The sequence below is a fragment of the Corynebacterium sp. CCUG 69979 genome (assembly GCF_024454095.1).
Classification (GTDB): Bacteria; Actinomycetota; Actinomycetes; order Mycobacteriales; family Mycobacteriaceae; genus Corynebacterium; species Corynebacterium genitalium.
Window position 1 is genome coordinate 59,819 of record NZ_JAGPZA010000012.1, and the last position, 22,787, is coordinate 82,605.

Sequence of the window (22,787 nt, forward strand, 5' to 3'; positions counted from 1 at the left end):
CACCTGTGGATGCCTGGATTACTTGCGGCCTAATTTCGATCATCTCGCTGCTGGCAGCGGGCGTGATCAAAATGCTCGAGTCCGCCCTGGTACCCATTTCGCGCGCCCGCGTGGAGACGATGGCCAAGGACGACGTCTCCGGTTCCGCGGCCCTGTTGCGGGTGGTCGACTCGAAATCGAATCACTTGAGTCTGTTGGCGCTGATCCAGATGGTGCTGGACACAGTCGCCGCTGTGTTCGCTTTGTTGGCGGCCTTTGAGCTCATTCCGTCGCGCGGTTGGGCCATTGCTGCCGCCATCCTCGCGGTGACGTTGCTGCGCTTCGGCATCGTCGGCATGAATGCCCGCCGTGCCGGCAAACTCAATCCGTACGCGATCTCGCTGCGGGCAGCGCAAATCCTCACCGTTGTCTACACAGTGCTCGGCCCGCTGTCGAAGCTGCTCATCTGGGTGAGCAACGTGATCACCCCTGGCGACGAGGACCTAGAGAACCCCTACGCCACCGATGTGGAACTGCGCGAAGCCGTCGACATCGCCCAAGAGCAAGGCGTGGTGGAAACGACCGAGCGGCGCATGATCCAGAACATCTTCGACCTGGCCGACACCCACGCGCGCCAAGTCATGGTGCCGCGCCCGGACATCGTGTGGATCGAGTCGGAGAAGTCCGCCGGCCAGGCTGCGAACCTGCTGATCCGCTCCGGCCACTCACGTGTCCCGGTCATCGGGGAGAGCGTCGACGACATTGTGGGCATCATCTACCTCAAAGACGTCATCGAGAAGACCTACAACCGCACCGATAGCGGTACCGGCGTGCCCGTCACTGATCTGATGCGCGAGCCGATGTTCTTGCCGGATTCCAAGCCGCTCGACGACCTGCTTCAAGAGATGCAGCAGGAGCAGACTCACATTGCAGTGCTTGTCGACGAATACGGCGGCATCGCCGGCCTGATCACCATGGAAGACATTCTCGAGGAGATTGTCGGTGAGATCGCTGACGAGTACGACGAGGATGAGGAAGCACCCATCGAGCCGGTCGACTCGGCAGAACTTGTCGACACCACGGAAGTCGAAGGGTCCACCCTGATCACGGACCCGCGGGACACCCTCGCCCAGGCGGCCGCTACGTCGCGGGCCTTCCGCGCCCAAGCACGCCTCCCGCTCGATGACCTTGTGGATTACTTTTCCGACGAGCTCGGCCTCACGCTTGAATTCACCGAGGAAATCACAGACAACGTCGAAACGGTCGCCGGTCTGCTGTCCTATGAGCTCGGCCGTGTCCCCCTGCCCGGTTCTTCCGTTGAGGTTTCGGACCTGCTCTTCACCGCCGAAGGCGGACGCGACCGTCGTGGCCGCATCAAGGTACGCACCGTGCTGATCGAGGTTCCTGAACGGCTCATCCCGGAGCGTGAGGACACTGAGTCCGACGAGCGTCAGGACCATCCCGAACTGAGTAACTCAGGCACCTCACGCACCTACCGTCCCGCACCGGGGGAGTAGCGGAGAAGAAGGCCGGATTGTTCGCTTTTGTGTAGCAGCTACCTTGGCGCGCACAATGGAACGCATGAAGAACATTTTGTCGATCCAGTCTGCGGTTTCCTACGGCCACGTTGGCAACTCCGCTGCGGTGTTCCCGCTCCAGCGCATCGGCCATGAGGTCTGGCCGGTCTACACCGTCAACTTCTCCAACCACACCGGTTATGGCGAGTGGAAAGGCCCGATGATTCCCGCGGAGGAGGTCCGCTCCATCGTCGACGGCATCGAAGCCCGTGGTGCCCTTGCCCGTGTCGACGCCGTGCTGTCCGGCTACCAGGGTGGTGACGATATCGCCGACGTGATCGTCGACACCGTCGCTCGCGTCAAAGCGCTGAACCCCAACGCGGTCTACTCCTGCGACCCGGTGATGGGCAACGAGAAGTCCGGTTGTTTCGTCTCCGACAACATCCCGCCACTGCTGCGGGACAAGGTGGTTCCGGTGGCGGACATCATCACCCCGAACCAATTCGAGCTGGGCTACCTGACCGGTAAAGAGGCTTCGGACATCGATTCCACACTCGACGCCGTCGAAGCTGCTCGTGCCATGGGGCCTGATACCGTCCTGGTCACCTCGGTCAACCGGCCCGACCAGCCGGAAGACACCATCGAAATGCTCGTCGTGGACAATCACGGCCGCTGGCTGGTGCAGACTCCGCGCCTGCCGTTCAAGCGCAATGGTTCCGGTGACGTCACCTGCGCGCTGTTCACCGGCCACTACATTGAGGCTGCAGGCGCGCCTGACGCTGCGAAGCAGGCCCTGGCCAAGACGGCTTCTTCCGTTTTCGATCTGCTGGAGAACACCTACAAGGCAGACTCGCCTGAGCTCCTCTTGATCGAGTCCCAGGACGCTTACGCCAACCCGCGTCTACAGTTCGAGGTCACCGAAATCTAGTTCTGGGGGAAGATCTAGATTCTCAGTATCGCCTTCTAGCCATCCCGTCGAAATCCCACCTGCGAAAACGCTGCGGGCGAAGCGCGAAAGGCGATACTGAAAAAGTATCTAGCCCGAGCCCGAAGCCCCCCCGCGCCGACGCGTGGCGGCCAAACCGCGCCCTAACCGGTGAACCCCCTGCCGGCCCGTACGATTGGAAAATATGACCTCCCAGCCCACTGACAACCAGCACGACCCGGCGGACTTCTTCGATCAAGCGATCACTGGGCCAGAAACAGGTCCGGCAGCAGAAGCAGAAGTCGACGCGCTGCCGAACGAGTTCACGGACACGCCCGAGGGTTTCCGCTCCGGGTTCGTCAGCTTTGTGGGCCGCCCGAATACGGGCAAGTCGACGCTGACGAATGCGCTGGTGGGGGAGAAGATCGCCATTATGGCGGATCAGCCGGAAACGACGCGTCATCCGATCCGCGGCATCGTGAATAGGCCGGACGCGCAGATCGTGCTGGTAGATACCCCCGGGCTGCACCGCCCGCGCACGCTGCTGGGTGAGCGTCTCAATGACGTGGTCAAAGACACGTTCGCGGACGTAGACGTGGTCGGCCTGACAGTCCCGGCGAACGAGAAAATCGGCCCGGGCGACCGCTGGATCTTGGACGCGGTGAAGGAGACGAAGCCGAACACGCCGATTGTCGGGATCGTGACCAAGCTCGATGCGGCCGGCAAGGATCAGGTCGGGGAGCAGTTGTTGAAGCTTCACGACCTACTTACCGAGGTTACTGGCCGTGACGACGTTGACGTTGTCCCAGTGTCCGCGACGGAACAGATTCAGTTGGATGTGCTGATGGACGTCCTGACGAAGCACCTCCCCGAAGGCCCGCGCTTCTACCCGGAGGGGCACGTCACGGATGAGGACACCGAGACCCGTATCGCAGAGCTCATCAGGGAAGAGGCTCTGAAGGGACTGCGCGACGAATTGCCGCACTCTGTCGCCGTCCAGATCGACGAGATGTATGAGGACCCAGACGACGGCAATACCCCGAAGCGGGCCATGATCTACGCGGTGATGTACCTTGAGCGCCCTGGCCAGAAGACAATCATCGAGGGCCGTGACGGCCGTCGCCTGAGCGGGATCATCCAGCGATCGCGGAAGCAGATCATTGATCTGCTCGGCCGCAATGTCTACCTCGATCTGAGGATCAAGGTGTTGAAGAACTGGCAGTCGGACCCAAAGCATTTGGGGCGCCTTGGCTTCTAAACCCAGTTTCCGCGACCGCGCCTTCGTCGTGCGCACCTACGATTTCGGTGAGGCTGATCGCGTGGTTGTCTTGCTCACCCAGAACCACGGGCTGGTCCGCAGCGTGGCCAAAGGGGTGCGGAAAACAAAGTCCCGTTTCGGTTCGCGCGTGCAACCGTTCGTCGATCTTGATGTGCAGCTGTACCCGGGCCGCAACCTCGCCACGATCACCCAGGCGGACACGATCGCCTATTACGGCAGCGGCATCATTGAGGACTTCGACCGGTACACAGCAGCCTGCGCCGTGCTGGAGTCGGCGGAACGACTCTCTTATGCGGGCGAGGCAGATCCAGCCTTGTTCGCGGAGGTCAGCACCGCCATTAAACGGCTCCAGGATGCGCAGCAGGCGACGATGGTGCTCGACGCGTTCATCCTCCGCGCCACCGCCCACGCTGGCTGGGGTTTGAGCTTGTTCGACTGCGCGAACTGCGGCAAACCCGGCCCCCACCACGCGTTTCACCCGGCAATCGGCGGGGCAACGTGTTTGAACTGCCGGCCTCCCGGTGCGTTCGATGTGGAGGAGGACACGCTCCACATCATGTGGCTACTCACCAACGGCCACGACGCAGCCGCCGCGGACCGCCTCACCGAAACGACGGCAGCGCAAACGCACCGCCTTGCTACCGCTCACCTGCAGTATCACCTGGAGGCGGCAGTGTCTTCGTTGAAGATCATGGAGCAGGCATAATGAATCCGTGACTCAGAACGCCATCCCCGATATCCCGGCAGAACTCATTCCGCGCCACATTGCGCTCGTCATGGACGGCAACGGCCGGTGGGCGCAGGAGCGCGGCATGCCCCGCACGGAGGGCCACCGCGTCGGTGAGAAGGTTCTCATGGACATGGTCGATGCGTGCATTGAGATGGGTGGGGTCGAGTGGTTGTCGGCGTACACGTTCTCGACGGAGAATTGGCGCCGTTCGCGTGAGGAGGTCCGCTTCCTCATGGGGTTCTCGCGCGAAGTGATGCGCGCCGAACGCGACCAGCTGCATGCGAAGAACGTGCGCATTGTGTGGGTTGGCCGGCGCCCGCGCCTGTGGCGCTCGGTGATCCGCGAGCTTGAGGCTGCGGAGGAAATGACCAAGAACAACACCGGCCTCACGCTCGCGATGTGCATTAATTACGGCGGTAGAGCAGAGCTTATCGACGCCACTCGTACCATCGTCCAGCTCGCCTCCGAAGGAAAACTCGCACCGGGGGAGATCTCGGAGGAGACGCTGGCGAGGTTCATGTACCGCCCGGACATGCCGGACGTGGATATGTTCCTCCGCCCCTCGGGGGAGCAGCGGACGTCGAACTTCCTGCTGTGGCAGTCGGCGTATGCGGAGATGGTGTACCGGGACATTCTCTTCCCGGATTTCACCAAGGAAGACCTCTACGATGCCGTGCTGGAGTACGCGAAGCGGGACCGCCGTTTCGGCGGCACGAAATAGCGGCAGGAAATAGCCGCACGTAGATCTTTGTCGCGAACTAGCGGCAGGCGGGGCACAGGCCGAAGACCTCGGCGTCGTGGCCGGAGATCTCAAAGTCGTACTGGCGGGCCACGTGCTGGGCCCATTGCTCAACAGGTCCGCCTTCGATTTCTTCACTGCGCCCGCAGGAAGTGCACACCAAGTGGTGGTGGTGCCGGTCGGTGAGGCAGTGGCGGTAAAGGGTTTCGCCGGAGTTGGAGTTCAGGGCGTCGACGGTGCCGATGTCGGCGAGGGTTTGCAGGGTGCGGTAGACCGTCGTTAAGCCGACCTTTTGTCCGCGGTCGCTGAGCTCTCGGTGGATTGCTTGGGCCGACGCAAAGCGGTCGATGTCGCGCAGTACGTCGATGACCGCGCTGCGCTGGCGGGTGTTGCGGGCACCGATCTTCGGCGCCGGTTCGCGGCGGGATGGGCGAGAGTTCATGCTCTATAGGCTCGGCGACGGACCGTCAGGAATCAAGCCCGGGTCCGCGTCAGGGGTGTGGTCGCCGATCGGCCCGAACGCACTTGCCGATCCGACGCTGCCCGTCGCATCAATGAAGTCTGGGCCCTTGCGGGCTGCGCGGCGGGCGGCCAGGTCGTCGCGGGAATCCTGCTCGGTCAAGCCGGAAATGGACTCGATGATGCTCATGACGGACGGAATGGCCAGCCGGTAGACCATTTCGCGGCCGGTTCGAGTCGCACTGACCAGGCCAGCGTTCTTCAACACCCGCAGGTGCTGGCTCACCAAGGGCTGGGACTTTTCCAGTTCGGTGACCAGCTCGTGGACGACATGGGGCTGCTGATTGAGGAGCAGAATAATCTGCAACCGCAACGGCGAATCGAGAGCCCCAATGATCTCGGAGGTGCGGGCCAGCTTGTCCTCCGGCCACTGCGGCAATAGCTGCGGCTCGACCATGTGCACCCCTCCTTTTCGTGCTCGGCTTCAAGACATCCTTATGTTTATACATCAACAAACGCCTTATTTTATTCCAGTCTAATAACAAAATGGTCTCATTTTCACTTCTTTAGCCCATCGTCGTGTCCCTACTGCACCGGGCCAGTCCGGTGTTCGGGGCACCGGCTACACTTGGACCAGATATTTCCAAGCACCCTGCAAGAGGAGAGTTGAACTGCCCATGGCAACAACTGCGATCGATACCGTCGTCAATCTGTGCAAGCGTCGCGGGTTGGTGTATCCGGCCGGTGAAATTTACGGCGGTACCCGTTCTGCTTGGGATTACGGTCCGCTCGGCGTGGAGCTGAAGGAGAACCTGAAGCGCCAGTGGTGGAAGACGATGGTGCAGTCGCGCGCGGATGTTGTCGGCGTGGATACCTCGATCATCCTGCCGCCGCAGGTGTGGGTCGCCTCCGGCCACGTCGAGGTCTTCACGGACCCGTTGGTGGAGTCGCTGCACACGCACAAGCGCTACCGCGCAGACCACCTGCTGGAGGCCTACGAAGAGAAGCACGGCCACCCGCCGGCTAACGGCCTTGCGGACATCAACGATCCGGAGACGGGCCAGCCCGGCAACTGGACGGAGCCGCGCGCGTTCTCCGGTCTGATGAAGACCTACCTTGGGCCCGTCGACGACAAAGAGGGCCTGCACTACATGCGCCCGGAGACAGCTCAGGGCATCTTTGTGAACTTCAAGAACGTCATGACGTCGGCACGCATGAAGCCGCCGTTCGGCATTGCCAACGTGGGTAAGTCCTTCCGCAACGAGATCACCCCGGGCAACTTCATCTTCCGCACCCGCGAGTTCGAGCAGATGGAAATGGAGTTCTTCGTCAAACCAGGCGAAGACGAGCAGTGGCACCAGTACTGGATCGATGCCCGCCACCAGTGGTACATCGACCTGGGCATCAACCCGGAGAACCTGCGCCTGTACGAGCACCCGCAGGAGAAGCTGTCCCACTACTCAAAGCGCACGGTCGACTTGGAGTACGCATTCGGTTTCCAGGGCTCTAAGTGGGGCGAGCTTGAAGGTGTGGCCAACCGCACCGACTACGACCTGAAGACGCACGCGGAAGCATCGGGCGAAGACCTGTCCTTCTTCGACCAGGAATCCGGCGAGCGGTGGATCCCGTACTGCATCGAGCCCGCTGCTGGTTTGGGCCGCGCAATGATGGCCTTCCTGATTGATGCCTACCACGAGGATGAGGCACCGAACGCGAAGGGCGGCGTCGATAAGCGTGTCGTTCTGAAGCTCGACCGGCGCTTGTCGCCGATCAAGGTCGCAGTGCTGCCGCTGTCGAAGAAGCCGGAGCTTTCCGGCCCGGCAGAGGAACTCGCGGCGGCGCTGCGCCAGCACTGGAGCATTGATTACGACACCTCCGGTGCGATTGGCCGCCGCTACCGCCGTCAAGATGAGATTGGTACCCCGTTCTGCGTCACGTTCGACTTCGATTCGCTCGAGGACAAGGCCGTGACAGTGCGCGAGCGCGACACGATGGAGCAGGAGCGCGTGCCGCTCGACGAGCTGGAAAGCTACCTCGCCGCCCGCCTGGTGGGGTGCTAATGCACTACGTCAGCTGGGATCGCACGGACAGGGACGCCCCGAAGCTACTCGCAGAGGCAGGCCCGGAGACGCTCGCGGAGTTCACGCACGACAGCGCCACGCTTTCCGACGGCTCCACCTGGACCCTCATCTCCACCCCCGAAGCCGGAGCTAAGGCGACCGTCGCGGAGACTGGCCAAGAAATTGTGTCGGCCCCGGCGTCGCTCAAGCGCGATAAGCAGATCCCGGTGATGATCGGCGACGAGCCGTACACGCTCATTGCTGAGTCGTCGAAGAACTGGATCATCGACGACGCAAACGGCAACAAGGTCGCCCAGTTCACCTCCGATCACAATGGCGTGCGCCGGTCGGTGTTGGAGTTCGACACCTCGAGCGAACTTGCCCACCCATCGAGCCCAGCTGACCCGGACAGCCAAACGGCTTTGCCGCTGGACCACATCGTCGGGCTGGCATGGGTGTCGCGCCTGGTGCTTGAGTATCGGAAAATGGTCAACACGACGGCGCTGATCGGGCTCATGGTGTTCTTGAGCGTCTTCGTCGTCGCAGTCTGGCTGCTCATTCCATGATCACTGCAACGTGGCGTGGGGATTCGCTGCTCAGCGAAACCGGTGCGCCCCTGGCCCTCTACGATCCCGGGACTGGCACCTTGTCTGCTGACGACGTCAGCATCGAAGTCAAGCACTCGGCCGGGGCAATGAGCTGGAAGGTCACCGGTGAGGTGCGCGACACGGGGGAGAAGTTCTCGGTCCGCACGCGGGGTATCGGCGTGGGAACCCTGACCGCGCGCTGCGGTTCACGCACGTACACGCTCGAGCGGGGCGGTGCGTTCTCTAAAACCCGCACGCTTATCGACGTCTCTGGCGCCCCCTGCGCCACCACCTCACCGAAGAATGGCCTCGACCTCGCCGCCACTCAGACCCGTGACATGCCGTTTGCGGATCTGGTGTTTCTCACGTGGGCGTTGACGCTGATAGACACGCCAGCCCGCCGCACGCTGTACTGAGTCAGCGAAAGCTAGCGTTCATCCCGAACTCAGTCTCAAGCGCACCACCCGACACACTTGCCCCGGGCTTTTAGCGCTTCACGGGGCGTGCAGCTGGTGTGGCCTAAGTGTCTGTTGAGGTTGAGTTCGGGATGGATCCGAGTCCTTCCCCGCTCACCATGCCCCTGCTCTGAAGCGGGGCTGTCGTACAAGCTTCGGCTTCGGTCGTTGCAGCGAGCTAGAAGCTGCCGCCGCGACCGCCCATGCCGCCGGCAAAACCGCCGCCTCCGCCTCCGGAGAAGCCACCGCCGCCACCGCCGAAGCCTCCTCCACCGAAGCCGCCACCGCCGCCTCCACCGAGGATGGACCCCCAGATGATTGCGTTGGCCATGGTGTTCATGGACTGGGTGGTCTGCTGGTTGCGGTAGGAGGTGATGTCGTCGTTCGCGGCGTTGACGGCCCGGCGAGCGGAGTCGGTTGCGGCGCGCGCAAACTCGATCGCGTTCTTCGTGTCCTGAGTGCGGCGGTTGAGTGCCTCGGCGTACTGGCGCTTTGCCTCCGCAAGCAAGGTGCGGGCACGGGAGCGAATGATGCGTCCGCGGGAGTTGATCAGGTCTTCCGCACCTTGGATCTGCGCGTTAGCGACTTGGAGCTGTTGGTCCAAAAGCTGCAGGCGGCGCTGCTGGTCGGAGGCGACACCACGGGCCTGGTCGATCTGCTCGTCAATGTCGGCGTCGAGGTGGGTGAGCTCGGTGTACAGCGCCAACGGGTCCGTCTCGGGGCGGTTGCCCATCTGGGAGAGTGCTTCGCGGGCGCGGGAGGAGACGGCGTCGAGGGCGCGGACGTCGATACGCGCGCCCTGGTTCGTCTGCTGCTTGAGCTGCTCAATCTCCTGCAGCTCGTCTTGGATCTCCTGGATCAGTGCGGGAAGGTTCGTGCGGGCGGTGGAGATATTTGCCTCTGCGTGCTCGATGGCCCGCAGGTTGGTGTCGGCGACCTCGACCGCGTGCTGGGCGCCGCGAAGGATGTCAATGAGCGCGCCTTGCTGGCCGGCAGGCTGCGCGGCAAGTCCACGCGCCTGCTCGAGCTGCCCCTCCGCTTCCTGGATCGAACCTTGGGCGATGTCGACGTTCTGGGTGATGGAGGAGAGCAGTTGCTCGTCGTAACGCGACTGCAGGTCGCTCAGCGTCGCACGGGCCGGCTCAATGCGGGCGCGCAAATCGACAGTGCGCTGGAAGATCGCGTCCACTTCCTCATTGGCCTTCATGAGCACGCCGCGCATCTCCTGGAACTCCTCCGCCTTGGCCTTGAGCGCTTCTTCGGCTTGGCCGCAGGAGGAGATGATGTCGATGAGCATCGCGCGCTTTTCCGGCTCGGTCTCCGGGATAGCGTCGCCAAGCCGCTGGTGGGTGTTGAACGCGCGCTGCAGCTCAGACGTGGCCTGGTTCATGGCGGAAGTGAAGGGGCGAACACGGTCGGCGCCGAACTCTGCGGAAGCGATCTCGAGCTCTTCCTTGCCCAAGCGAATGGACTCGTCGGTCTGGACGAGCGCATCGTGCGCGAGTTCCTCCAAGGTGTGCGTAGGTAAGCGGCCGAGCGATTCGGTGTCGCCCGGGGCCAGGGCCCGAGCGGACTCAAGCTGCTTCCGGTCGCGCTTGTTGTTCTTGTTGCGGCCGTACATGTAGAAGCCGCCGCCGGCGAGAGCTGCCGCACCCAGGCCACCAGCAACGAGCGCCGCGCCCTCGCCGTCGGAGGAGCCGTTGACAGCATTGATCGCGTCCAAACCGGCCGCGCCGTAGTTCTTGCCGGTGAGCTGGCTGTAGGCGGCATCGTACATGGAGTCGATATCACTGCTGTCCCACTGGCTGCCCCCGTTGACGTTGAACTTGCCGTCGGTGGCGATCGCCAAAACGGCAGTGTTCGGGCCCTTGTCCGTGATGGCTTCGCGCACCCACTCGGCGGGGTCCTGGCCGCCGAAGGAGTCCATGTAGACGACATAGGCGTTGAGCTGCTTGTCCTGCTTCAACTGTTGGATCGCCGATTCGATCTGCTGCTTCTCGGCGCCGCTGAGCACCCCGGCGTCGTCGGTGACGTTCTCGGTCAAACCGGTCGGGGACAGCGCAGTCGCTGTCTGTGCGAGCACCTGCTCGTCACCGCTGAACGCAGCGTACGCCAGCGGTGCAGCAGAGAAAGCGGCGGCGCCGGCAAGCGCAGGCACAGCAAGGGCGATGCGGATGGAACGCGGGAAGTTACGCGGAGTCATGCCCACTAGGGTAGCGCGGTTGGTGCCAGACACGCCGTTGTCCGTCCGCGAAAGCGTAAGACCGCGTCTAGGCTCGTGAGCGATGGCTTACCAGTATGAATCTGCCGACACCGCCAGGCGCGTCACGGAGGGGGAGAAAGGTTCGCAGCTCGCCGAGAGCGTGGACTCTCGCGACGCGTTCTCGCGGGACCGGGCCCGTGTGCTTCACTCCGCGGCCCTGCGCCGGCTCGCTGACAAGACGCAGGTTGTCGGCCCGCGTGACGGCGACACCCCACGTACCCGGCTGACGCACTCGCTTGAAGTCGCGCAGATCGCCCGCGGAATCGGCTCCGGCTTGGGCCTCAACCCAGACCTGTGCGAAATGGCGGGACTCACGCACGACATCGGCCACCCGCCGTACGGGCACAACGGCGAAGTCGCACTCAACGCGCTCGCGCACGGCTGCGGCGGTTTTGAGGGCAACGCACAAACGCTGCGCATTCTCACGCGCCTTGAGCCCAAATTGCTTATCGACGGCACATCCCACGGCCTCAACCTCACCCGCGCCGCCCTAGATGCAGCCTGCAAGTACCCGCGCACGCGGACCAACCCGGACGGCACCGTGAACAGGAAGTACGGGGCCTACGACGAGGACGCGGAGATCCTCGCGTGGCTGCGTGAAGGCCACGTCGACGACCGCCCGCCGATGGAAGCGCAGGTCATGGACTGCTCCGATGACATCGCCTACAGCGTCCACGATGTCGAAGACGGCATTCTGTCCGGACGCATTACGCTCAAGGTGCTGTGGGATCTCGTGGAGCTGGCCGCGCTCGCGCAGAAGGGCGCGGCGGCGTTTGGCGGTACGGCCGAGGAGCTTATCGACGCCGCAGCCCGCCTCCGATCGCTCCCCACCGTCTGCGAAGCTGCCGACTTCGACTACTCACTCCAGGGGTACGTGAATTTGAAGCGGATGACATCGGAGCTGGTCGGCCGCTATGTCGGTGCGGTGGTTTCCGCGACGCTCGCGGCGAAGCCCGAGGGCGCGAAACTGGGGCGCATGCACGGGGAATTGGTCATCCCGCCTGAACCGGAGGCAGAGGTCCGTCTGCTCAAGACCGTCGCCGTGCTCTACGTGATGGATATGCCCGCCCACATTGCGCGGCAGGACAGGCAGCGCGACCGCATCACCCGCGTTTATGACTACCTGCTGGCGGGCGCGCCGGGCACCCTGGACACGATGTTCGCCGCTTGGTGGGCTGACGCCTCCACCGATGCGCAGCGCCAGCGCGTCATCATCGACCAGATCGCCTCGATGACGGAGTCGCGTTTGGAGCGCACAGCAAAGAAGGCCGACGGCCTCGCCGGCTTCTTCACCTAGGCATGGGTCGGTGGGGGGCAGCGGTAGGACCCATCCCGAACTGGATCACTCCTTTAACACTGGTCCCGCCTACGGCTGCCCACGAATCGCATTTAGGGTGTGCCACCTCCGTACCTGAGCTTTTCACTACGAATCCGGCGGATAAACGCTGTCTTGCTGCGCGTGACTTGGTCGGTGGTAAAGAAGATGATCCGATAGCCCCGTGCGGTAGCGCATAAATGGGGTTCTTGGGGTGAGGGGATTGGAGCTGTGGTCCAGTTGCTGGCGGGTATGCGGAGGGGATCGTCGTCGATAAGCACAATGAGGCGGCTATCAACGACGATGGGCGCGGTCCACCCCTTTCCCAGATCAACGTTGCCCCGCACCCACATGCCGTCCTCGGCTATCCACGCGTAGGCCAGGCAGGTTCCAAAGTCGGAGAACCGCGGTGGCTCCCAGTCTGCGGAGACAGGGAGGTGATGGTTTCGGGGGAGAGGATCCTCGAAAAATTTATTGTAAGCGACGATCTCCTTGAGAGGGATGCCGCTATTGAGCAGGGCAGTGACGGCAAGAAACCCTCCCACCCGGCCTTCGAGACGGCGGAGATCAATGCTCGTGCGTAGAGGCGTGGTTGTGCGGACACCGTCAAGCTCGACAATGTCATCGTCCCTGATTGGGAACTGGTGGTAGCGGGTCAACTGTGGCCATTTGGGTTTCGGAGGCACCGAGCCAGAAGGGAGCACAAGGTCCACGGGCCCGCCGCCGGGCGTTGGAGTCCACATACCGTGTTGTGCTGCGGCCCACCGGCCGACCAAGACGGCTTTCCGCGTCGCCAGAACAGCAGCGGCGCCGCGCACGGTTTCCTTCTCATGGGTTGGTAAACCGCGAAACCAGGCCTGATCAACGAGTGCTTTATCCGCGACGAGGGACAGCGGCCGATTCGCTACAGCGTCTTGATGGGCCCCGTTGCCTGACCAATAGAGACTCGTGGCACTGAGCTCTTGGTAGAGACGGTGGCGTAGCTCAGCCGCTCGATCGGCGCGCTCAGAACCGAGAAGATTGCGCGGCTGTTCATCCCCGATGTTCCCCATACATTGATTGTGAGTGTTCACGCCGCTCTCCGCTAGGCGCCCTGCCCGCATCCTGAGCAAGGTGGGGTGTCGGTTAGTGAGGGCTAGAGTTCATCCCGAACTCAACAACATGCGCCACTTGAGGCGTTTGAAACTTGTGGGAGAAGTGCGGCAGGTGCGACTCAGTTCGGGATGGGTCCTACGCACTCGTGTGCAGGATGCTCCGCATGCTTTACGACGGCGCATTGCCCCGCCCAATCCAGCGCTATTCCGCGTGTCCGGGTGCGCAGGTACTATATGCGCCATGGCTAGGGGCAGAATTCCGGATAGTGACATCGAGGCTATCCGTGAGCGCGCCAACATCGCGGACATCGTGGGGGAGTACGTTCAGCTCAAGCCTGCCGGGCATGACTCTCTGAAAGGCTTGTCGCCCTTCAAGGATGAGAAGACCCCGTCGTTCCATGTACGCCCCGCCCGCGGTTACTACCACTGTTTCTCCACGGGCAAAGGCGGCGATGTCTTCTCCTTCATGATGGAGATGGAGCAGCTCTCTTTCCCTGAAGCAGTCGAGGCGGTCGCGGAGGAGATCGGCTACCACATCAATTACCAGGGCGGATCCACCGGTGCGCGCGATGTGAAGCCCGGTACCCGCGCACGTTTGCTCGCCGCCAACAAGTCTGCGCACGAGTTCTACCGCGAGCAGTTGGAGACTCCGGAGGCTGAGCCTGGGCGACGGTTCCTGCTCGACCGCGGCTTCGACAAAGACACCATTTACCACTTCGAATGCGGCTACGCCCCCGACGGCTGGGACACGTTGACCAAGCACCTGCTGCGCAAGGGGTTTGACGCGCAGGAGCTGCAAGAGGCGGGCTTGTCCACGATGGGGCGCCGCGGTCCCATCGACAAGTTCCGCCGCCGCCTGCTGTGGCCGATCAAGGATGTCGCCGGCAACGTCATCGGTTTCGGTGCCCGCAAGTTGTTCGATGACGACAATATGGGCAAGTACATGAACACCCAGGACACGATGCTCTATCACAAGTCCAAGGTGCTTTTCGGCCTCGATTTGGCGAAGAAGAACATCGCACAAGGCCACCAGTGCGTCGTGGTCGAGGGCTACACCGATGTCATGGCGATGCACGCCGCCGGCATCACCACCGCTGTCGCTGCGTGCGGCACGGCCTTCGGTAAGGACCACATGAGCATCATCCGCCGTCTCATGCTGGACGACAATTACTTTCGTGGCGAGCTCATCTACACCTTCGACGGTGATGAGGCCGGCCAGAAAGCTGCCATGCGCGCTTTCGAGGGTGACCAGCAGTTCACCGGCCAGTCTTTCGTCGCTGTCGCTCCGGAGGGCATGGACCCGTGCGATCTGCGCATGGCTAAGGGCGATTCCGCGGTGCGCAACCTGGTGGCCAGCCGCGTTCCCATGTTCGAGTTCGTCATTGAATCGCTGCTCAAGGACTACTCGCTGGATACTCCGGAGGGGCGCCTGCAAGCTTTGCGGCGTACCGTCCCCGTCGTCGCCCAGATCCGCGACACCCCACTACAAACCGAGTACGCCCGCCAGCTCGCAGGATGGGTCGGTTGGCCGGACCCGAATGAAGTGATCCGCCAGGTCCGCCAGGAAGCGAAGAACCCGTCGAATAAGGGCAACAAGCGTTCTGCGTGGGAGAACGCGACCCCCGCAGCTTCCGATGGCGGCTCCGGCGCGCCGGGTGCTCCCGCCTTCCAGGTGCCTAACCCGCAGGACCCGCGCCTGTGGGCCCAGCGTGAGGCTATCAAGGTGGCGCTGCAGTATCCGGAGGCTGCCGGCAGCTACTTCGACGGCATCAACCCGGACGCATTCACCGATCCGGCGTACCGGGCCGTCCGCGACGCCATGGCCAAGGTGGGCGGAGCGGCCAATGCTGGCGCTTCAGAGAGTGCCGGCCCAGCGTGGATCGCGAATGTCGCCGCAGAAATGGTCGATGTGACCGGCCGAAACTTCGTCTCTGAGCTCGCGGTCGAAGAAATTCATGCGGCGGACCCGAGCGCTTACGCCGACTCTGTGCTCTCCCGTCTCCAGGAGGTCAGGGTGGGTAACCAGATCGCGCAGCTGAAGTCGCAGCTGCAGCGTATGCGGCCGAGCGATGATGAGATGGCGTACAACGCCTTGTTCTCTGACCTGGTCGCGCTGGAGCAAGCGCGCCGGGAGCTCAACGACCGCGCCTTCCGCGGATGAGTCTGAAAACGTCTCTCCCCGCTAATATATAGCCTTATGAGCGTTCTGGTTTTGGATCCTCGATGGCCGGACATGATCTCCATCGGTGTCGCCGGCCGGGTGAAGGGTCCTGTCATCTTCACTGACGAGGTGCCCATTGCGGCCCGGTGGAACTTCGGTGACCTCGTTCGCGGGGAGGATGCCGAGGGGCAAGGGTGGCTGGTCACGACCGATCTCCACGATCCCGTTGTGCAAGAACGCGTGGAGGCGGGCGAGGAACTCGTGCAGGTGTCCTCGCTGTTGGATCCGGTGTATCAGGCGCAGCGGGTCATGCGCGCGGCGCGCACCCGCGGAGAGTGGGAAATGGGCCAAACCCATGAGTCGTTGCTGGAGTACCTTGAGCAGGAATCGGCCGAGTTCGCGGATGCTGTACGCACAGAGCAGGGTGACGAGGAGATGAAGAAGGAGCTCTCTGACCTGCTTCTCCAGGTGCTCTTCCACGCTGAGATCGCAAACCAGCGTGGAGCTTTCTCTTTCGCTGATGTCGCGCAGGCGTTCGTGGACAAGATGAAGAGCCGTGCGCCCTATCTGTTCAACGGCAGCACCGGCACCGTGGCTAAAGCTGAACAGGTCCGGTTGTGGGCCGAAGGAAAGAAGCGAGAGATTACGGGCGGGGGTAGCCGTCGTTAAGCGATGCGCTAGCGGCTGGTCACCAATGCGGCCGTTGGAGGGACGTCGCGCGCAGTGACGGAAGAGGAAACTGTTGCTGCAGGGGCACTTTTCTTGGCAGTTCTTTGGGGATGCAAGGATTGGTGAGCCCGCGCGGTAGAGTGTTCGATCGTGACTGCGCCCCGCTACTACGCCCCGAAATCCCCGCCGCCGACTCGGCAAAACGGGCGTGCCGGAGGGTGCGGTGCGGTTCTGGGCGTGGTGATGGCGATTGTACTCATCATCGCGATCGTTTTCTGGCTGTTCAGCAGCATGGGCAACCCGGTGTCCCAGCAGCAACGTCAACCGGTGCCTACGGACCTCCCGCCCGCAGCAGCGCAATCGCCGCCGCTTATCGACGTCCACGGCCCCGGCCGAACCTCTGACCTCCTCGCTGAGTGGGCCGCCCCGATTGCCGAGTCCACCGGCATCGACCCCCAGGCAGTGCGCGCTTACGGCAACGCTGAACTTATTGCCCGTGAGTCGTGGCCGAGCTGCAACCTGCACTGGAACACCCTTGCCGGTATCGGCTGGGTCGAAACGCGCCATGGCACCTATACGGGCCGGATGTTCGACCCGGCCCGGCTGAACGAGAGCGGTGTCGCCGACCCCGCCATCATCGGTCCCGCCCTGGACGGTAGCGAAGGCTTCGCGCGTATCGACGACACTGACGGTGGCCACTACGACAACGACACTGAGTATGACCGTGCGGTCGGCCCGATGCAGTTTATTCCCGAGTCCTGGTCCCGCTATAGCCGCGATGCCAACGGCGACGGCTACGCCGACCCGCAACAGATCGACGATGCAGCGCTGACCGCCGCCAACCTGCTCTGCTTTGGCGGGCGCGACCTGTCCGCGCCGGAGGACTGGCAGGCGGCGATCTTGGGGTACAACCACTCCAACGATTACGTCATCCGCGTCCGCGACGCCGCCGCGAACTACGCGCTGGACCAGCCCGCGCACCGATAGTCGCGAGCGCAGACGGCGGGGCAGTTTTTCTGGAAGAATCGGGGGCGGACAATCCCACCTCTGATTCGAAGGAGATTTTCAGTGGCTGACATCATGCTGACGTACGCACGTGAAATCATGGACTCGCGCGGCAACCCGACCGTTGAGGTTGAGGTCTTCCTCGACGACGGTTCCCACGGCATTGCTGCGGTGCCCTCCGGCGCGTCCACCGGTGAGCACGAGGCGCACGAGCTTCGCGACGGCGGCGACCGCTACGGCGGCAAGGGCGTCCAGAACGCCGTGACCAACGTCAATGAGACCATCGCGGATGCCATTGCCGGCATTGAGGCGGATGACCAGCGCGTCCTTGACTTGGCCATGATTGAGCTGGACGGCTCCGACAACAAGAAGAACCTCGGTGCTAACGCGATCCTGGGTGTCTCCATGGCGAATGCCAAGGCTGCTGCTGACTCCGCTGGCCTGCCGCTGTACCGCTACATCGGCGGCCCGAACGCGCACGTCCTGCCGGTGCCGATGATGAACATCCTCAACGGTGGCGCACACGCGGACTCTGGCGTGGATGTCCAAGAGTTCATGATCGCCCCGATCGGTGCCGACACCTTCACCGAGGCGCTGCGTCAGGGTGCAGAGGTCTACCACGCTCTGAAGTCCGTGATCAAGGACAAGGGCCTGTCCACCGGCCTGGGCGATGAGGGCGGCTTCGCCCCCTCGGTCGACTCCACCCGCGCCGCTCTCGATCTGATCGTCGCAGCGATCGAGAAGGCTGGCTACAAGCCGGGTGCCGACATCGCCCTGGCTCTCGATGTCGCTTCTTCCGAATTCTTCGAGAATGGCTCCTACAACTTCGAGGGCGGCCAGCACTCCGCGGAGGAAATGGCCAAGGTCTACGCTGAGCTCGTTGAGGCGTACCCGATCGTCTCCATCGAGGACCCGCTGGATGAGAATGACTGGGACGGTTACGTCAAGCTCACCGAGGAGCTGGGCGACAAGGTGCAGATCGTTGGCGATGACTTCTTTGTCACCAACCCCGACCGCCTGGCCAAGGGCATTGAGCAGAACGCTGCGAACGCTCTGCTGGTGAAGGTCAACCAGATCGGCACCCTGACCGAGACCTTCGACGCTGTCGAGCTGGCGCACCGCAACCGCTACGCCACCATGATGTCCCACCGCTCCGGCGAGACCGAGGACACCACCATCGCCGACCTGGCTGTCGCGCTGTCTTGCGGCCAGATCAAGACTGGTGCTCCGGCCCGCTCTGAGCGTGTGGCGAAGTACAACCGCCTCATCCGCATTGAGGAAGAGCTCGGCCCGGCTGCTGTGTACGCCGGCCGCAACGCTTTCCCGCGCTACAACAAGTAGCGTTCGTTTCCGGGGCAATGTTCTGAGCGTTGCCCCGCAGCGCGTCGCGCGGGGTCGTGGGGTGGGCGCGAGTACACTTCGTATTCACTATGGCCACACGATCCCCACGCGACTCAGGGCGCGACACGGCGCAGCGTAACGCACGCGGCGGTAGAACGCAGCGTGACCCGCAGCGCACCCCTGAACGCGCGAACGAGCGCAGCGCACGCCGCGCCCCGCACCGTCTACCACGGACGGTGCCGGTTGCCAGCCGTGATGCCGCACGGGCCAAGGCGCGCGCGAAGAAACCGCGCCGCATGGAGATGCTCAAAGGCGACATTGTCGGCGTGGCCGTCCTGATCACCGTGGTGCTGATCGTGCTGATTGCTATCGCGGTGCCCCTGCGCAACTACTACAGCGGCCGCGAAGAGATCGCCCGGTTGGAAGCGTCGATCGAATCGAAGAAGCAGCAAAAAACTGAGCTCGAAGAGAAAATCGATCGTTACAACGATCCCGCTTACGTTGAACAGGAAGCCCGCCGACGCCTAGGCATGATGGCGCCCGGTGAGACGGCGTGGCGCATCATCGACCCGCGCATGCAGTCGGATGCAATCACAACGTCGCGCGGTGACGAGATTGACCCGGACACCCCGTGGCACACCGTGATATGGGATTCGCTCCGCGAGATCCCGGGAAAGCAACCCGAGACCGAGGGCGCGCCTGAAGAGCCTCCGGCACCTGCGCCCGAGGAACCACCGGCCGAGCCGGCTGAAGCACCTGTGGAACAATAGCGTCCATGAGGGAAGACCTAGAGATTGTCGCCCGCCAGCTCGGGCGCGAGCCGCGCGGCGTACTAGCCATCGCGTACCGCACGCCCGACGGCCAACCGGCTGTGGTCAAGACCGCGCCCAAGCTTGACGACGGCACCCCGTTCCCCACCCTGTACTACCTCACCGACCCACGCCTGACCGCTGAGGCTTCCCGCCTGGAGGTCGCGCAGGTGATGAAGTGGATGGAATCCCGTCTGGGCACCGACCCAGACCTCAAGGCGGACTACCGTGCCGCCCACGAGCACTACCTGGCCGAACGCAACGCCATCGAGGACCTCGGCACCGACTTCTCCGGTGGTGGCATGCCGGACCGGGTGAAGTGCCTGCACGTCCTGATCGCCTACGCGCTGGCAGAGGGGCCAGGCCGCGTCCGCCTGGGCACGGAAGCGGTCGCTCTCGCAGCCGAGCACGGCAACATGCGCGGCACCGCGATCCCGGAAGACTGGCCGACATTGGACGATCTCGGCATCACGCTCGAGGAAGCAGGGGAGGGCCTGGCATGACGGCCGGGAAAACCGTCGCGGCTGTGGACTGCGGCACGAACTCCATCCGTTTGCTTATCGGCGCCATCGAGGAGGACGGTGCGCTTCGGGAAATCACCCGCGAAAACACCATCGTCCGTCTCGGGCAGGGGGTGGACGCCACCGGTCGCCTCGCTCCCGAAGCCATTGAGCGCACGCGCGAGGCTCTCGCCGCGTACGTCGACCGCATGGAGGCTGAAGGCGTATCCGCCGTGCGTATGGTGGCCACCTCCGCGACCCGCGATGCGTCCAACCGTGACGACTTTTTCGGCATGACCGCCGAGCTTCTCGGCCGCATACAAGACGGCGCCCAAGCCGAAGTCATCAGCGGGGAAGAGGAAGCGGACCTGTCGTTCACGGGCGCGACCCTCGACATTGATTCTGACCGCGGCCCGTTCTGCGTCATCGACTTAGGCGGCGGTTCGACTGAGTTCATTGTCGGTACCGCAGCGGGGGAGATCCTCGGTGCTTACTCCACCCAAATGGGCTGCGTCAGGTTGACGGAGCGCATCCTGCGCAGTGATCCGCCGACGGGGGAGGAGACGAGTGAGGCGCGGGGGTACGTCGATAAGCAAATGGCGGAGGCCGCGGAGACCGTGCCTGTCGCGCAGGCTGCGACGTTTGTGGGGTGCGCGGGAACATTCACCACGCTCAGCGCGCTGGCGCAGGACCTTGATTCCTACGATCCCGAGCGGATCCACATGTCCGACATCCCGTTTGCGCGGATGCGGGAAGTCACCGGATGGCTGCGGTCAGTGACAGCGAAGGAACGTGCGGCGAACCCCGTGGTGCACCCCGGGCGTGCCGACGTCATCGGGTCCGGGTCTGTCATCGTCGAGCAGATGATGACCGCGTTCGAAGCGCACGGAGCCGTGTCTTTCGTGATCAGCGAAAAAGACATCCTCGACGGGATTGTCGCGGGGCTGGTTTAGGCTCTAATCCTCGTCGGGTTCGTAAATCTCGTGCTCGAGCTCCGGCCCGGTGCTCTTCTTGCCGCGCTTGAGATCCTTCACCTCGCGCATACGCGGCTCCGGGTCGAGCTGATTCGCGATGGCTTTGCGCGTCGAGCGGACAACCTGCTGCGTCACAGGCGAATTGACCACTTTCTGGGTGGTGTCGACGATCTGGTGGTATCGCTTGCGCCCCGCCTTCGTGCCAAACACGTACCCGGCTGCTGCTCCGACGACGAACTGAATCATGCGCCCGAGTCTACCTGCTCGCAGTTGTTCGTCGAGAGCGAGGCTTTCGCTTAACGACGAAACCCAGCGCATTCCTGTGCTGGGTTAATCTGCTCCCGCAACTGGGCTCGAACCAGTGACCCTTCGATTAACAGTCGAATGCTCTGCCAACTGAGCTATGCGGGAATGCTGCTGTGCAACGTTTTGCTACTTTAGCCCGTAGGTGTTCACAGTGACAAATCGCCAGTAAGTACGCGCTTTTCGGCTTCGTTCGGTAGTGTGGTGCCCGGTTTCATTGGGCTGAGCGCGCGCGGATATACTGACTCGCTGCGAGGGGCTATAGCTCAGTCGGTTAGAGCCGCGGACTCATAATCCGTTGGTCGCGGGTTCGAGCCCCGCTGGCCCCACTTATTAGGCATGGAACCCGTGTGTTCGGTGTTATGTGCCTGGTTTTCCGACTCGGCCAATTTAGTTTCCGTGTTGGTGATATAGTCAGGAAAGTCCTTGCGGTTAACTGTCAAACCGCTGTCTATGGACTGCCTGTCATTTTCCCGTTCGCCTCGCTCAACGCGGTCGTTGCGCCCGGCGTTCGCCTTTTCCCACATGGAGACACAATGAAGATGAACCTCCGCCGCGCGCTCGCCGGCTTCACCTCGGGAGCCATCGCGGTATCTGCGCTGGTTGTTCCCTCCGCCGTTGCTCAGGAGGCGACGACGACTGACGTTAATCTGCCGCTTGCTTGCTATGTTCAACCGAAGGGTAGCGCTGCATTTGCAAGAACCTCCCTTGATCTCGGTAATGACTTTGCACTCGCTTTCAAAGCAACCGCACCTGACACTGTGCAGGTTGGCGAGGAATTCGAGTACGTAATTGACCCCGGTTCAGTCGCTTTTCCCACTGTCATGAGTGCGCAAGGAAAAACGGTTGCCGTAAAGCGTTTATCCCAAGCCAATCTGTGGATCGATCTTCCGGACAACGTCGAGCTCACTTCTTTCGAATTTGATCAAAACACTCCTCGTAAATTCAGTGTTCTTGAAGAGGGGGGTCGTCTTCGTTTTGTCGGTGAGCAACAACGCAAAGACCCTGTCGAGGTCGGTCCGGTGGGGTTTACCGGGAAGAACGTTGGCGATAACCCCGCCGAGTGGGTAGCTAGTAACGAGGGACGCTGGTTCTACGGTGGTGCAGAGATTTTGAAGCCGGGCGACGAGAAGCTGCCTAAGGTGACGCTGAAGCTCAAGGCGACTGGTGAGCCTGGCTCTACCGTACAACCATCCATCCGGAAGACGGATGCTACAACGCTCAACCCCGACGCATTCGTACAGGGCTTGGTCCAGGGGAGCACGAAGGTGTTTTTCTCAGAGAAAAACATCAACGCGTTGGTTCGCTGCGGTCTCTCTGAGGATTACACCGCCCCTGGCGGTAAGAAAGCAGCTGCAACTCCGTTTCCGGCTGTAAAGATCGTTGAAAAAGAGGAGTCGACTGAAGAACAGTCGGTTCCGGTCTCCCCTACAACCCAGGAATCGTCTGCACCGGTGACGTCTGAGGAGGAGAAGTTGACTCCGAAAACGACAACGTCCGCTTCGGAGGAGGCCGAGCCGACGACACCAACCGATGCTTCGGCGACGTCTGAAACGAACGACGAGGAGTCGAGCACTACTTCGACCACGTCCGAGAAGGACGACAAGGAATCCAGCAAGCCGG

Annotated in this window: 22 protein-coding genes and 2 tRNA genes; 18 read left to right on the top strand and 6 right to left on the bottom strand. The window is 62.7% G+C overall.

The annotated features are described in order from the left end of the window. The first annotated feature begins 5 nt into the window (after positions 1-5). The 5 genes from KBX18_RS08065 (at position 6) to KBX18_RS08085 (ending at position 5,151) form a co-directional block, all read left to right on the top strand. Positions 6-1,496: a hemolysin family protein gene (locus KBX18_RS08065; protein WP_255995565.1), complete on the top strand. Its 1,491-nt coding sequence runs from the start codon at positions 6-8 to the stop codon at positions 1,494-1,496. A 55-nt stretch (positions 1,497-1,551) separates the two neighbouring features. Next, positions 1,552-2,424, top strand: coding sequence for a pyridoxal kinase PdxY (gene pdxY / locus KBX18_RS08070; protein ID WP_255995566.1), 873 nt, complete (start codon positions 1,552-1,554; stop codon positions 2,422-2,424). Between the two features lie 202 nt (positions 2,425-2,626). After that, on the top strand, positions 2,627-3,679 hold the full coding sequence (era, locus tag KBX18_RS08075) for a GTPase Era (protein ID WP_255995567.1): 1,053 nt from the start codon (positions 2,627-2,629) through the stop codon (positions 3,677-3,679). Continuing rightward, positions 3,669-4,406 carry a DNA repair protein RecO gene (gene recO, locus KBX18_RS08080; RefSeq protein ID WP_255995568.1) on the top strand — a complete coding sequence of 246 codons (738 nt, stop codon included), beginning with the start codon at positions 3,669-3,671 and terminating at the stop codon, positions 4,404-4,406. Before era ends, recO begins: the two co-directional genes overlap by 11 nt. A 7-nt stretch (positions 4,407-4,413) precedes the next feature. Next, the gene (locus KBX18_RS08085; RefSeq protein ID WP_255995569.1) at positions 4,414-5,151 is read left to right on the top strand and encodes an isoprenyl transferase; all 738 of its coding nucleotides are present in this window, start codon (positions 4,414-4,416) and stop codon (positions 5,149-5,151) included. A gap of 37 nt (positions 5,152-5,188) precedes the next feature. Here KBX18_RS08085 and KBX18_RS08090 read toward each other — a convergent pair whose 3' ends face one another. Further along, a complete protein-coding gene (locus KBX18_RS08090) occupies positions 5,189-5,611 on the bottom strand; it encodes a Fur family transcriptional regulator (protein WP_255995570.1) in 423 nt (140 codons plus the stop codon). A gap of 3 nt (positions 5,612-5,614) precedes the next feature. Beyond that, on the bottom strand, positions 5,615-6,085 hold the full coding sequence (locus KBX18_RS08095; RefSeq protein WP_255995572.1) for a helix-turn-helix transcriptional regulator: 471 nt from the start codon (positions 6,083-6,085) through the stop codon (positions 5,615-5,617). 220 nt (positions 6,086-6,305) lie between these two features. Between KBX18_RS08095 and KBX18_RS08100 the strand changes: the two genes are divergently transcribed. The 3 genes from KBX18_RS08100 to KBX18_RS08110 are packed head-to-tail and all read left to right on the top strand — an operon-like array spanning position 6,306 to position 8,691. Continuing rightward, on the top strand, positions 6,306-7,688 hold the full coding sequence (locus KBX18_RS08100; RefSeq protein ID WP_255995573.1) for a glycine--tRNA ligase: 1,383 nt from the start codon (positions 6,306-6,308) through the stop codon (positions 7,686-7,688). After that, positions 7,688-8,254 (top strand): hypothetical protein, encoded by a 567-nt coding sequence (locus KBX18_RS08105; RefSeq protein WP_255995574.1) that lies wholly within the window; start codon positions 7,688-7,690, stop codon positions 8,252-8,254. The genes KBX18_RS08100 and KBX18_RS08105 overlap by 1 nt, the downstream gene beginning before the upstream one ends. Continuing rightward, a complete protein-coding gene (locus KBX18_RS08110) occupies positions 8,251-8,691 on the top strand; it encodes a hypothetical protein (RefSeq protein ID WP_255995575.1) in 441 nt (146 codons plus the stop codon). Before KBX18_RS08105 ends, KBX18_RS08110 begins: the two co-directional genes overlap by 4 nt. A 217-nt stretch (positions 8,692-8,908) precedes the next feature. Here KBX18_RS08110 and KBX18_RS08115 read toward each other — a convergent pair whose 3' ends face one another. Then, positions 8,909-10,933, bottom strand: coding sequence for a TPM domain-containing protein (locus KBX18_RS08115; protein ID WP_255995576.1), 2,025 nt, complete (start codon positions 10,931-10,933; stop codon positions 8,909-8,911). A gap of 82 nt (positions 10,934-11,015) precedes the next feature. Here KBX18_RS08115 and KBX18_RS08120 point away from each other — a divergent pair, with 82 nt between their 5' ends. Then, complete coding sequence (locus tag KBX18_RS08120; protein ID WP_005289361.1) at positions 11,016-12,290, top strand: deoxyguanosinetriphosphate triphosphohydrolase; 1,275 nt, start codon at positions 11,016-11,018, stop codon at positions 12,288-12,290. Between the two features lie 92 nt (positions 12,291-12,382). On the opposite strand, the gene KBX18_RS08125 is transcribed toward KBX18_RS08120, so the two are convergent. Next, a complete protein-coding gene (locus KBX18_RS08125) occupies positions 12,383-13,360 on the bottom strand; it encodes a hypothetical protein (RefSeq protein ID WP_255995577.1) in 978 nt (325 codons plus the stop codon). A gap of 283 nt (positions 13,361-13,643) precedes the next feature. On the opposite strand from KBX18_RS08125, the gene dnaG reads away from it, so the two are divergent. From dnaG to KBX18_RS08160, 7 genes are all read left to right on the top strand, one after another. Continuing rightward, complete coding sequence (gene dnaG, locus KBX18_RS08130; protein ID WP_255995578.1) at positions 13,644-15,563, top strand: DNA primase; 1,920 nt, start codon at positions 13,644-13,646, stop codon at positions 15,561-15,563. Positions 15,564-15,599: 36 nt separating this feature from the next. After that, the gene (locus KBX18_RS08135; protein ID WP_005289368.1) at positions 15,600-16,232 is read left to right on the top strand and encodes a MazG nucleotide pyrophosphohydrolase domain-containing protein; all 633 of its coding nucleotides are present in this window, start codon (positions 15,600-15,602) and stop codon (positions 16,230-16,232) included. A gap of 243 nt (positions 16,233-16,475) precedes the next feature. Then, positions 16,476-17,219, top strand: coding sequence for a lytic transglycosylase domain-containing protein (locus tag KBX18_RS08140; protein WP_255995586.1), 744 nt, complete (start codon positions 16,476-16,478; stop codon positions 17,217-17,219). An 81-nt stretch (positions 17,220-17,300) separates the two neighbouring features. Beyond that, entirely contained in the window at positions 17,301-18,578 is a 1,278-nt protein-coding gene (gene eno / locus KBX18_RS08145) for a phosphopyruvate hydratase (RefSeq protein WP_255995579.1), read from the top strand. 89 nt (positions 18,579-18,667) lie between these two features. Next, positions 18,668-19,348: a septum formation initiator family protein gene (locus KBX18_RS08150; protein ID WP_255995580.1), complete on the top strand. Its 681-nt coding sequence runs from the start codon at positions 18,668-18,670 to the stop codon at positions 19,346-19,348. Positions 19,349-19,353: 5 nt separating this feature from the next. Further along, complete coding sequence (locus KBX18_RS08155) at positions 19,354-19,890, top strand: DUF501 domain-containing protein (protein WP_005289375.1); 537 nt, start codon at positions 19,354-19,356, stop codon at positions 19,888-19,890. After that, complete coding sequence (locus KBX18_RS08160; RefSeq protein ID WP_005289377.1) at positions 19,887-20,840, top strand: Ppx/GppA phosphatase family protein; 954 nt, start codon at positions 19,887-19,889, stop codon at positions 20,838-20,840. Before KBX18_RS08155 ends, KBX18_RS08160 begins: the two co-directional genes overlap by 4 nt. Positions 20,841-20,843: 3 nt before the next feature. Here the strand turns inward: KBX18_RS08160 and KBX18_RS08165 are convergent, their stop codons facing one another. Next, entirely contained in the window at positions 20,844-21,107 is a 264-nt protein-coding gene (locus tag KBX18_RS08165; protein ID WP_005289379.1) for an integrase domain-containing protein, read from the bottom strand. Between the two features lie 92 nt (positions 21,108-21,199). Then, a tRNA-Asn gene (locus tag KBX18_RS08170) sits at positions 21,200-21,272 on the bottom strand. A gap of 147 nt (positions 21,273-21,419) precedes the next feature. On the opposite strand from KBX18_RS08170, the gene KBX18_RS08175 reads away from it, so the two are divergent. Both KBX18_RS08175 and KBX18_RS08180 read left to right on the top strand, forming a co-directional pair. Then, positions 21,420-21,493, top strand: a tRNA-Ile gene (locus tag KBX18_RS08175). A gap of 207 nt (positions 21,494-21,700) precedes the next feature. Continuing rightward, positions 21,701-22,787: hypothetical protein (locus KBX18_RS08180; RefSeq protein ID WP_255995581.1), on the top strand; the 1,087-nt coding region annotated here is incomplete at its 3' end.